Origin of the sequence: Methylophilus sp., assembly GCF_008015755.1 — a bacterium.
GTDB lineage: Bacteria > Pseudomonadota > Gammaproteobacteria > Burkholderiales > Methylophilaceae > Methylophilus.
The window spans coordinates 18,079-29,637 of sequence record NZ_SSGF01000020.1 but is presented as its reverse complement, the minus strand read 5'-3'; the positions used below and the strand labels follow the sequence as shown (position 1 = coordinate 29,637).

The 11,559-nt window shown below is 49.5% G+C and carries 13 protein-coding genes; 12 read left to right on the top strand and 1 reads right to left on the bottom strand.

Annotation, left to right across the window (positions count from 1 at the left end):
- Positions 1–215: 215 nt before the first annotated feature.
- The gene (gene trmB, locus E6Q52_RS08860; protein ID WP_292821182.1) at positions 216–926 is read left to right on the top strand and encodes a tRNA (guanosine(46)-N7)-methyltransferase TrmB; all 711 of its coding nucleotides are present in this window, start codon (positions 216–218) and stop codon (positions 924–926) included.
- Positions 927–971: 45 nt separating this feature from the next.
- Here trmB and yihA read toward each other — a convergent pair whose 3' ends face one another.
- Entirely contained in the window at positions 972–1,607 is a 636-nt protein-coding gene (gene yihA / locus E6Q52_RS08855; protein WP_292821180.1) for a ribosome biogenesis GTP-binding protein YihA/YsxC, read from the bottom strand.
- Positions 1,608–1,714: 107 nt separating this feature from the next.
- Between yihA and E6Q52_RS08850 the strand changes: the two genes are divergently transcribed.
- The 11 genes from E6Q52_RS08850 to E6Q52_RS08800 all read left to right on the top strand — a co-directional run bounded on the left by E6Q52_RS08850 (position 1,715) and on the right by E6Q52_RS08800 (position 11,528).
- Positions 1,715–2,347, top strand: coding sequence for a c-type cytochrome (locus E6Q52_RS08850; RefSeq protein ID WP_292821178.1), 633 nt, complete (start codon positions 1,715–1,717; stop codon positions 2,345–2,347).
- A 212-nt stretch (positions 2,348–2,559) separates the two neighbouring features.
- Complete coding sequence (locus E6Q52_RS08845; RefSeq protein ID WP_292821184.1) at positions 2,560–4,476, top strand: cytochrome c biogenesis protein ResB; 1,917 nt, start codon at positions 2,560–2,562, stop codon at positions 4,474–4,476.
- A gap of 21 nt (positions 4,477–4,497) precedes the next feature.
- Positions 4,498–5,640 carry a c-type cytochrome biogenesis protein CcsB gene (gene ccsB, locus E6Q52_RS08840; protein ID WP_292821176.1) on the top strand — a complete coding sequence of 381 codons (1,143 nt, stop codon included), beginning with the start codon at positions 4,498–4,500 and terminating at the stop codon, positions 5,638–5,640.
- 188 nt (positions 5,641–5,828) lie between these two features.
- Positions 5,829–6,467, top strand: a complete 639-nt coding sequence (locus tag E6Q52_RS08835; RefSeq protein ID WP_292821174.1) for a type II secretion system protein — start codon at positions 5,829–5,831, stop codon at positions 6,465–6,467.
- A gap of 129 nt (positions 6,468–6,596) precedes the next feature.
- Complete coding sequence (locus E6Q52_RS08830; RefSeq protein ID WP_292821172.1) at positions 6,597–7,400, top strand: ABC transporter ATP-binding protein; 804 nt, start codon at positions 6,597–6,599, stop codon at positions 7,398–7,400.
- Positions 7,400–8,194, top strand: a complete 795-nt coding sequence (gene mlaE / locus E6Q52_RS08825; protein ID WP_292821170.1) for a lipid asymmetry maintenance ABC transporter permease subunit MlaE — start codon at positions 7,400–7,402, stop codon at positions 8,192–8,194. Before E6Q52_RS08830 ends, mlaE begins: the two co-directional genes overlap by 1 nt.
- Before the next feature lie 36 nt (positions 8,195–8,230).
- Positions 8,231–8,776 (top strand): outer membrane lipid asymmetry maintenance protein MlaD, encoded by a 546-nt coding sequence (gene mlaD, locus E6Q52_RS08820; protein ID WP_292821168.1) that lies wholly within the window; start codon positions 8,231–8,233, stop codon positions 8,774–8,776.
- A 26-nt stretch (positions 8,777–8,802) separates the two neighbouring features.
- Entirely contained in the window at positions 8,803–9,405 is a 603-nt protein-coding gene (locus E6Q52_RS08815) for a phospholipid-binding protein MlaC (protein WP_292821166.1), read from the top strand.
- A gap of 37 nt (positions 9,406–9,442) precedes the next feature.
- The gene (locus tag E6Q52_RS08810) at positions 9,443–9,736 is read left to right on the top strand and encodes an STAS domain-containing protein (RefSeq protein ID WP_292821164.1); all 294 of its coding nucleotides are present in this window, start codon (positions 9,443–9,445) and stop codon (positions 9,734–9,736) included.
- 74 nt (positions 9,737–9,810) lie between these two features.
- Entirely contained in the window at positions 9,811–10,725 is a 915-nt protein-coding gene (locus E6Q52_RS08805; RefSeq protein WP_292821162.1) for an ABC transporter ATP-binding protein, read from the top strand.
- The gene (locus E6Q52_RS08800; protein WP_292821159.1) at positions 10,722–11,528 is read left to right on the top strand and encodes an ABC transporter permease; all 807 of its coding nucleotides are present in this window, start codon (positions 10,722–10,724) and stop codon (positions 11,526–11,528) included. Before E6Q52_RS08805 ends, E6Q52_RS08800 begins: the two co-directional genes overlap by 4 nt.
- The last annotated feature ends 31 nt before the right edge of the window (positions 11,529–11,559 follow it).

Sequence of the window (11,559 nt, the reverse complement as noted above, 5' to 3'; positions counted from 1 at the left end):
TGCGTAGTGTGCAAACTGCTAGGGCGAGTTTCGTGACAGGCTTATTTTGTTGAGCAACGCAAGGGAGCCTTTAGGCCGTGATGGCTGGGTGCCCTCTTCTTTGGTTACTTTCTGGGGGCAAGCACCAGAAAGTGACTCGCCTACAGGCGAAAAAGGCATTTCAAATTAATAAGCTGTATAAGGTAAATAAAAGCTCTTAAAGTATAATGCGCCCCATGACTGAAATCGACTTAACCCCAGAATCTTCCGAAGCGCCTTATCAGCGTCGCATCCGTAGTTTTGTGTTGCGCCAGGGGCGTTTGACCAAAGGCCAGGAGCGCGCATTGCAAACGGCGTGGCCAACATTAGGCATTGAATATATCGATCAGGCGCTGGATATAAACCAGGTGTTTGGCCGCGCTGATAGCCACAAAATCCTTGAAATCGGGTTTGGTATGGGCGATGCCACGGCTAAGATTGCTCAAACCTTGCCCGACGCTGATTTTCTGGCAGTAGAAGTACATACGCCTGGGGTTGGTAGCTTGCTCAAATTGATGCAAGAGGGCGATATTCACAATATACGTATCATTCAACATGATGCGGTAGAAGTGCTACAGAATATGCTGGCAGATGGCTCGTTGGATGGCGTGCATATTTTCTTTCCGGACCCTTGGCACAAGAAGCGGCACCATAAGCGCCGTTTGATTCAGGCGGAATTTGTACAGCTGCTTTGCACTAAATTGAAAGCGGGCGCTTACATTCATGTGGCGACTGACTGGCAGGAGTATGCCGAGTGGGTGCTGGCGGTGTTGCAAGGCGAACCGCAGCTGAAAAATACGGCTGTGGATTATGCTGAAAAACCGGCCTATCGTCCGCTGACCAAGTTTGAGAATCGCGGTCTCAAGCTGGGGCACGGTGTGTGGGATCTGGTATTTAAAAAGATGTAATGGTTGACGTGCAAAAACAAAAAAGCAGACCGATGTCTGCTTTTTTTATTCGCTGGCGGCCGCTTCGTCCGGTGTCTCTGGCTCGTTGCCAAAAAACCATTCTCCAAGGACTTTTTCTGCCTCGTCTACGCCCAATTTTTTGAGGCTGGAGAATAACTGCACCGAGATTTGCTCGCCCCAGCCACTGTGTAATTCTTTGCGTATTTTGCCGAGCAGGATAGTAGATTCACTACGAGACAGTTTGTCGCTCTTGGTCAGTAATACGTGCACTGGTTTGCCAGAAGGACAGAACCAGTCCAGCATTTGCCTGTCTAGCGGTGTGAGTGGGTGGCGGCTATCCATCACGAGTACTAAACCGGCCAGGCTTTGGCGCTCGCTCAGGTAGCGTGACAGTACATTTTGCCAATGCATGCGCATGGCTTCTGGCACTTTGGCATAGCCGTAGCCAGGCAAGTCAACCAGATGCTTGTCGTCACCCAGCGTGAAAAAGTTAATTAATTGCGTGCGGCCTGGCTGCTTACTGACAAATGCTAGTCGATTATGATTGGCTAATGTGTTAAGCGCGCTTGATTTACCCGCATTGGAGCGTCCGGCAAAAGCGACCTCTATGCCACTGGCTGGAGGAAGGTCGCGGAGATGGTGTGCCGACAGATGAAAGCGGGCATTTTGAAAAACTGGCATGATGAAGTTGAGTTGCCTCAAGGTTTTATGGACTATTCAGCTATGCATGCTATCACGAACAAGGTTTGTTTGATAAAATGACACAGAATAAAATGTTGGGGCATAGAATGATGTTAAAGAGTTTTAAAGCTGGATTGTTTGTGCTACTGGCCATGGGTGTGCAGCCAGTGTTTGCTGAGGACGCTGCGACAGCTGAGGCCGCGCCAGTGGTGAACGGGCCTGAGAAAATCGTGCAAAACGTGTGTGCGGCCTGTCATGGCGCAGACGGTAATAGCGTGATTACCACCAACCCAAAACTGGCGGGACAGCATCCTGAATATTTGCTCAAGCAATTGAACAATTTTAAAGAGGGTACGCGTGCCAATGCGGTGATGTCTGGGATGGCGGGTGCGTTAAGCCAAGAGGATATGGAAGGGCTGGCCAAGTATTTCTCTAGCCAAAGCATTAAATTGGCCAAGGCAAAAAGCAATGGCAAGGGCTCTTTGGGCGAGAAGATTTATCGCGGTGGCATTGCGGCAACGCAAGTGCCTGCCTGTGCGGCCTGTCATGGTGCCACGGGTGCCGGTTTGCCTAAACAGTTTCCACGCTTGGCTGGCCAGCACTCAGACTATACGGTGCAACAATTGAGAACTTTCCGCACCGGTGAGCGCGCCAATGCGCCAATGATGATGACCATCGCGGCGAAAATGAGTGATGCTGAAATGCAGGCTGTTGCAGATTACATCCAAGGTTTGCGCTAGTTGTGACTGATTGAAAAAAGGTGGCTGCGGCCACCTTTTTTACTGTCAGCCTATGCAACCTTTTGCAGCAGATGTCGTCCACAAGTGCGCGTATTGCGTTATTGCAATGTATGGTGGCCGCTCTGTGTGCAACTTAACTAGTCAATTTTAAAGAGATTGTTTTGAAAGCTCCCCTTTCCTTATCGCAGCGCATTTATGATTTGATGAGTTCGATGCGCTTTGCTGTGAGCCTGTTGACGCTATTGGGTGTGGCCTCGATTATTGGCACCGTGCTCAAGCAAAATGAGCCTTATACCAACTACATCGTCAAGTTTGGCCAGTTCTGGTTTGAGCTGTTTGAGTTGTTGGGCTTGCTGGATGTTTACCACGCGGCCTGGTTTTTGCTCATTCTGCTGTTTCTGGTGGTGTCGACGACTTTGTGCGTGATCCGTAATGCGCCACTGATGATCAAGGAGTGGCAGGTCTATAAAGAGCATGCTACGGAAAAATCGCTGCGTTTGTTTGAGCACCAGGCGAGTGTGGCGACTGCGCAGCCAGTGGCGGCGCTACAAACGCAATTAAGTGACTTTTTAAGCGCAGGGCGGTATACCTTTAAAACGCGTCAGCAAGAGAATGGCGATGTGTTGATTGCCGCCAAAATGGGGACGCACCAGCGCCTAGGCTATATTTTTACCCATGTGGCGATTGTCGTGATTTGTTTTGGGGGTTTGCTGGACGGCAATCTCCCTTTTAAGGTGCAGGAGTTGCTCGGCTGGAAGACCATCGAGACACGTGATATTTCTTCACGCAAAGTGCCTGCTGAAAGCCGTCTGGGTGTAAATAACCTGTCATTCCGCGCCAATATGACCTTGCCGGAAGGTGAGCGCGATAATGTGGCGTTCGTGCGCGTGCGTGACGGCTACCTGGTGCAGGACCTGCCATTTACGGTGGCACTCAAGGATTTTCGCATTGAGCATTATGCGACCGGCATGCCAAAGTCATTCGAGAGTGATATTGAGATCATTGATCCTGAGTTGAGCAAACCGATCGCGGCAACGATACGTGTAAATCATCCCTACATTCACAAAGGTATTGCGATTTATCAATCCGACTTTCAGGATGGTGGTTCGCAACTCAAATTCAAATTGTGGGATTTGAGCGCCAGCAGCCAGGATGGTTATGATGTGGACGGTGTGGTGTCGCAAAAAGGTTCGCTGGGCGACGGTGCGCAAAAAATGACAGTGGAATTTAACGAGTTCCGCCAGTTTAATATTTTAAATTTGTCTGCAGATGGCAAAGGCAAGCCACACAATGTTGGCCCCAACACCACATTAAAGCTGCGTAATGCTAGCGGTCAGGCGCGCGAATACGTGGGCTATATGCAGCCGTTGCAGTTGGATGGCCGTTCTTACTTTGTCTCAGGCATGCGTGAGACAGTGCAGGACGAATTCAAGTATTTGCGGATTCCGGCGGATGATGCACTGGAAATCAACGGCTTTATGCACTTGCGCCAAACCTTGCGTAACGAGCAGGCGATCCGTGACATTGCCAGCGCGGTGGCCAAGCAAATGCCGGGCGATAATGCGGCGTTGAAAGCACAATTTGAGCAAAGTCTGCAGCATTTGCTGGTCACATTCAAGCGCGGCGGCTACAGTGAGCTGTCGCGGATTATTGAAAGTGCCGTGCCGAAAGATCAACGTGAGCAGGCGGCGCAAACGTATTTAAAATTGCTGAACCGGGCAGCGCTGCAAGGTTATCAGATGAGTCGCGCTCAGCGTCAGTTGCCGCCTGTGCCTGAAAACCAGGAAACAGTGATGTTTATTCAGGATAGCCTGAACGCCATGAATGATTTGTTCTTTTATGGCACGCCCTATTATTTTCAGCTCAGCAATTACACTTTAAAACAGGCCAGCGGCTTTCAATTGACACGCTCACCTGGTCAAAACTGGGTTTATTTTGGCTCGGTGATGCTGGTACTTGGGATTTTTGCCATGTTCTATATTAAGGAACGTCGCGTGTGGTTATTGATCAAACCTGCACAGCAAGAAGTGTTGCTGGCGATGTCATCTAACCGTAAAAATATGGATCTGGATCAAGATTTTGCACGCATGCAACAGCAATTAACCGCATTGTTGCACACCGCGGTCTAACGGAATGAAGAGGGGAATACGATGAGTACATCATTATTATCAAAGCCAACATCGTTTTGGCAATCATTGAGCAAGTTTGACTGGGTGTATGCTGTGTTGCTGCTGGCGGGCGGGCTGTTTTCTTACCAGCGTTATGCGGGCTTTATGGATGTGTATGAAGTCAGCTTTTTGTTTGCGGCGGTTGCTTTGTTTAGTTACCTTGGCTGGCGCTGGTCGGCCATTGCGCGCTTGGTGCTGGGCGTGGCGGTGCTCAGTTTAATTGGCGTGTATAGTTATCAGGGTGATCTGGCGAATGGCGGGCAGCGTTTCCTGCTGAAGTTTTTGCTAGCGAGCCAGTCTGCAGTCATGTGGATGAATGTCTTGTTCGTGTTGGCCATGCTGACCTATTGGCTGGCGCTGTTTCAGAAATCCGCTTTTACGGCCAAAGTAGCGTCTGCCCTGACTTGGGCAGCGACTTTGTTTGGCTTTGTGGGTCTTATGGTGCGCTGGTATGAGTCTTATCTTATTGCGCCAGATGTTGGTCATATTCCAATCAGCAATCTGTATGAAGTCTTTATTCTATTTTGCCTGATCACGTCTTTGCTCTATCTGCATTACGAAAAGTTGTTTAACACGCGCCAATTGGGTGGCTTTGTCTTGGTAGTGATTAATGCCGCGGTCGGCTTTATTCTCTGGTATACCTTTGACCGTCATGCCAATGAAATTCAGCCATTGGTGCCAGCTTTGCAAAGTTACTGGATGAAGATACACGTGCCGGCAAACTTTATTGGTTACGGCGCGTTCTCTCTGGCGGCCATGGTGGCTGGTGCTTACCTGCTGTCAAAACACGGTGTGCTGACCAGCCGTTTGCCTGCACCACATGTGCTGGACGATTTAATGTACAAGGCGATTGCGGTGGGCTTTGCCTTCTTTACTATCGCTACCATTCTGGGCGCGATGTGGGCAGCGGAGGCTTGGGGCGGTTATTGGTCATGGGACCCGAAAGAAACTTGGGCCTTGATTGTGTGGTTGAACTACGCCGCCTGGTTGCACTTGCGATTAATGAAGGGTCTGCGTGGCACGGTGCTGGCCTGGTGGGCGCTGGTCGGTTTGCTCGTTACGACCTTTGCTTTTCTTGGAGTGAATATGTTCTTGAGTGGCCTGCACTCTTACGGCACGCTTTAGGCGTTAAGTACGGCTGACTCCGCGGGCAGGTGCAGATGCATCTGCCCGTTTTCTTTTATAAATATCTTCCTCTGCAATTATTGTTAATAGTTATTAATTAATGTTAGTATTGTTTTGCCTGCACCAGTCATGAGAGGTGTAGACACAGACATACTTCTTACAATGATTCGGTATCAGGAGGATTCAAAATGAAAAAGCAACACGGATTTAGCTTGATTGAATTGGCCATTGTGCTGGTGATTGCGGGGTTGTTACTCGCCGGGGTAATGCGAGGGCAGGAGTTGATTGCCAACGCCAAGGTAAAAAGTTTGGCCAGTGATTTTAGAAATATACCCACTTACTTTTATGGCTACCAGGATAGGTTTCGTGTGTTACCCGGTGATGATCATGCCGCAGCGACACATGTCGCCGGTACGAATGCGAGCACCAATGGACAAGCGCAAAACGGTTTAATTGAAGGCGACTGGAATTCAGGCACCAACACAGATGAATCATTTTTGCTATGGGAACATTTGCGGCTAGCGGGACTAGCCACAGGCACGACTGTACTGGCCAGCCCGCAATATGTCCCACGCAATAGTGAGGGTGGTCAATTGGGAGTTACCAGCGTCGCCGCATTGACTGCGGTAACGGCAGGGGCATTTAACACCGCGCATGCCATGTGTTCGGATGGTATTCTTGGCCGCTACGCCCAGCAGCTGGATACCATGATGGATGATGGTGCAGGCAATACTGGCGTGATGCGGATTGTGGTCAATGGTACGCCAGGGACGGGTGTAGCCACGCCGGCTGCCGCGACACCCTACTTAGTCTGTATGAGTTTTTAGTGTAGAATACAACATAAATTTGACGCAAAAGGCCTGGTTTTTCAGGCTTTTTGTTTTATGTCGGATACATTCAACGAATGAGACATATTCTGTTTTAGAATAGAACCCGTTTTACATCAACCACTTCCTATGGCAAACGCAATTGTAGAAATTAAAGACTTGTCTTTCGGGTATAAAGGCCGCTTGTTGCATAAAGGCATCAACATGACCTTTCCTAAAGGTAAGGTAGTTGCCATCATGGGCGGCAGCGGCAGTGGTAAAACCACTTTACTGCGCCTGATAGGTGGGCAGCTTAAACCGACGAAAGGCCATGTAGAGGTTGGTGGCGAAGTCGTTCACAAGCAAGACCGCGAAGGGATTTATCGCTTGCGGCGCAAAATGGGCATGTTATTTCAGCACGGGGCTTTGTTTACCGATTTATCTGTGTTTGAAAACGTGGCTTTCCCGATGCGCGAACACACCAATTTACCTGAAAGCATGATCCGCGATCTGGTGTTGCTTAAACTCAACGCTGTTGGTTTGCGTGGGGCGCATGCCTTGATGCCAACCGAGCTCTCTGGTGGGATGGCAAGGCGCATTGCGCTGGCACGCGCGATTGCGCTGGATCCCAGTATTATTATGTATGACGAACCATTTGCCGGTCTGGATCCCATTTCGATGGCGGTCATATGTGATTTGATCCGCAGCCTCAATGATGCTTTGGGCGCGACTTCAATTATTGTGACGCACGACGTGGAAGAAACTTTCCAGTTTGCTGATTATGTCTATTTTGTGGCAGATGGCGTCGTCGCTGCTGAGGGCACCCCAGAAGATTTGCGTAAATCCGAATTGCCGTTTGTGCACCAGTTTGTGCATGGCGAAAAAGATGGTCCGGTGCCATTTCATTACGCGGCGCCTGAGTATCACGCCAGTTTGTTAAGAGGGGCGCGTTAATGGTGTTGCATAAATTAAAGCGCATGCTGAGCAAGTTAGGCGCGGGCTGTATCAATAAAATCTGGCGCTTAGGTGCTGGTGGTCGTTTGTTTTGGCTGACGCTGGTTTCCTCTGGGGAAAGCTTCCGCCGTTTTCGTCTGACGATCCGTGAGATTTACTTCACTGGTGTCTTGTCGCTGATCATTATTCTGGTTTCTGCTTTCTTTGTCGGCATGGTGCTGGCGTTGCAGGGATATCACACTCTGCAAAAATACGGCTCCTCAGAGGCGATTGGGGTGTTGGTCGCCCTCGCGCTGGTGCGTGAGCTCGGCCCGGTGGTGACTGCATTGTTGTTTGCCGGGCGTGCTGGCACGGCGATTACTGCTGAAATTGGTTTGATGAAGGCGACTGAGCAACTGTCAGCCATGGAAATGATGGCCGTGAGTCCGATTGCGCGTGTGATTGCACCCCGTTTCTGGGCGGGGGTGATTGCCATGCCGGTGCTGGCAACCTTATTTTCCATGGTCGGTATTTTGGGCGGTTACCTGGTGGCAGTGCCATTAATAGGCGTAGATGCAGGTGCGTTCTGGTCGCAAATGCAAGCCAATGTTGATTGGGAGTATGACATCCTGAATGGTGTACTCAAGAGTGTGGTGTTCGGGGTGGCTTGTACCATGATTGCCTTGTTCGAAGGCTATGATGCTCCGCCAACAGCCGAAGGCGTGAGCCGAGCCACGACCAGGACAGTCGTCTCTTCATCACTGGCAGTGTTGGGGCTGGATTTTATATTAACGTCGTTCATGATTGCAGTTTAGCAATACGAACGTACGCTGACTCGCGGGGAATACACAATGGAAAGAACAACAATTGATTTATGGGTAGGCATTTTTGTCGCACTCGGTTTTGCAGCCTTGCTGGGCTTGGCGATGAAAGTGGGTAATCTCACTACTAGCAGTATTGGCCAAACCTATCTGGTGACGGCGAACTTTGAGAATATCGGTGGTCTTAAACCACGTGCACCAGTCAAAAGTGCAGGGGTGGTGGTGGGTCGTGTGAGTGAAATTACGTTTGACCCTAAAACTTATGAGGCAGTTGTGAGTCTGAACATCGACACACGCTACAATTTCCCTAAAGATACCTTTGCCAATATCTATACGGCTGGCCTGTTAGGTGAGCAATATATTGGCCTGGAAGCAGGTGGCGATGAGGTAAACCTCAAAAATGGCGACAAGATTTCGCAAACACAGGATGCGGTGGTACTGGAGAAACTGATTAGCCAGTTTCTGTATAGCAAGGCGACTGAAAGCGATGACAAACCGGGTAAAACAGCGTCTGCATCAACCGAATCTGGGGTTGATGCGTTAGATGCTAGTCCATTGGACAAAATTGGTAAGTAACTCAATCGATTGATAAAGGGAACGCAATGAAAAAGTGGTGGATGGCAGTTGCCATGTGGCTGTTAAGCGGTGTGGCAATGGCTGGCATGACGCCGGATCAACTGGTGAAAAAAACCGCTGATGATGTGATTGAAGTCATTAAAAATGATAAAGACATTCAGGCGGGCAACCAGCAAAAGATTTTTGCCCTGGCAGAAGAAAAGATTTTGCCTAACTTTGACTTTGAAAAAGTCTCTCGTTTAGTGTTGGGTAAAAATTGGACCAATGCCACACCAGAGCAAAAAACAGCGTTTCAGGCAGAGTTCAAAACGCTGTTATTACGTACTTACGCCACTGCATTATCCAAGTACAAAAATCAAACTATTGAGTACAAGCCTTTCCGTATGGAAGCAGGTGCTGATAGCGCCACGGTCAAAACAGCGATTCAGCAAGCTGGTGGAGATCCTATCAGTGTGGACTATAGTTTGGGTAAAAAAGCTGATGACTGGAAAGTATTTGATATTGTGATCGAAGGGGTGAGCCTAGTGACCAACTATCGTAGCCAGTTTGCACAAGAAATTCGCCAGAACGGCTTGGACAGCTTGACCAAAAAGCTGGCCGATAAAAACAAGGCGGCTACCGGTAAGTAATTACCAAGCGGCAGACAGTCATCTTCGGAGAGTTTTTGTGGCGCAAATTACGCAACAACAAAATACCTTGCACTTCAGTGGCAATTTGCTGATTCACAATATCAGCGAAACATTGACGCATTTGCAAACGTTGCGTCTGGAACAGCCATTGATTCTCGATTTCACCAAAGTCAAAGAGGTGGATACGGTGGCTGTGAGTTTGATTCTGGAGGTTCAGCGGCAGCTGCATCACCAGCATCATGAGGCGACTGCGGTATCAGTCATTGGGGTGCCTGAAAATTTGCGAAGTCTAATGCAACTTTATGGTGTCGACGGATTCTTGTTGAGTTAACAAAAGATCAGTCTAACAGCCCCAGCTCTGACGAGGTGGGGTTTCGTTTTTTGTGGGATAGCGAAAGGTCATACGTGGCTGCAGCCATAGAGATTACAGGCATTACCAAGCGCTTTGGCGAATTTGAAGCGCTCAGGGGCGTAGATTTGCGCATCGAGCAGGGCGAGTTTTTTGCTTTGCTCGGCCCAAATGGGGCAGGCAAGTCGACCTTGATTAACTTGCTGGCCGGCTTGTTACAGCCGACCAGTGGCAGTATCCGTATCATGGGCCATGATGTGCAGACAGACTATCAGCGTGCGCGCAGTGCTCTGGGCGTGGTGCCGCAAGAGCTGGTGTTCGATCCGTTTTTTAACGTGCGCGAAATGTTGCGCTTTCAGGCGGGTTATTTTGGCCATGGCCCTGAAAATGATGGTTGGGTCGATGAGGTGATTGAAGGCTTGGGCCTGACGGATAAAGCGCATACCAATATGCGTAAATTGTCTGGTGGCATGAAGCGCCGGGCCTTGATTGCGCAGGCGCTGGCGCACAAGCCGCCAGTGATTGTACTCGATGAGCCCACCGCCGGTGTGGATGTCGAGCTCAGGCAAATGCTGTGGGCATTTATACAAAAGCTCAATCAGCAAGGGCATACCATTATTTTGACGACACATTATCTGGAAGAGGCTGAGACCTTGTGTGAGCGCGTGGCGATGATGAAGCAAGGCAAAATTGTCGCGCTGGATACCACGCGAGCGCTGTTAAAAAGTCATGCCGCCAAGCAGCTTTCTTTGCGCCTGGCCGGAGCGCTGCCTGAGCAGTTAAGCCCTTTGCTTAAACAGCACAATGGAGATGACGTCGTGCTAGCCTTATCGGAGTTGTCACAGGTTGAAATGGTGCTAAGCGTGTTGCGCGAAGCCGGGGTGGCGATTGTAGATATGCAGTTGCAGGAGGCTGATCTGGAAGATGTGTTCATGCGCCTGGTCGGTAACCAAAAAGGGGTGCACGCATGAAGTGGCTGAGTCCTTTCTTCTGGCTGGATGATAAAGTCAGTCCGCGCTGGCGTGGGGTGTATACACTGTTTAAAAAAGAGCTGCTGCGTTTTTGGCGGGTGGCGTTCCAGACGATTGCTTCGCCGATTCTGACAGCTTTGCTCTACCTGCTGATTTTCTCGCATGTGCTGGAGTCGCATGTCAAAGTTTATGATCAAGTCAGTTATACCGCTTTTTTAGTGCCTGGCCTGATGATGATGTCCTTGTTGCAAAATGCGTTTGCCAATAGTTCATCCAGCCTGATTCAGTCCAAGGTCATGGGCAATATTGTCTTTTTATTGCTGACGCCGATTAATACGCTGGAGTTCTTTGTCGCATTTCTCGCTGCTTCCATGATTCGTGGTTTGCTGGTCGGCCTGAGTATTTATCTGGTGGCGTTGTGTTTTGTTTCTGTGCCCACCGTTTACCCGGGCTGGATTTTTGCGTTTGCCTTGCTAGGCAGCGCCTTGCTGGGCACCTTTGGCATCATTGCCGGCATTTGGGCTGATAAGTTTGACCAGATGGCGGCTTTCCAGAACTTCGTCATTATGCCGCTGACCTTTTTGTCTGGGGTGTTTTACTCTATCCACTCTTTGCCGCCGTTCTGGCAAGCGGTGTCGCAGTTAAATCCGTTTTTCTACATGATAGATGGTTTCCGTTATGGATTTTTTGGCCATGGCGATGTCTCACCTTGGCTGAGCCTGGCGGTGGTCGGCAGCTTCTTGCTGGCATTGGCGTGGCTATGCCTAAAGATGTTAAAATCCGGTTATAAATTACGCAGTTAGCCGATTTAACAGGAAATATTTTCCTGTTAAA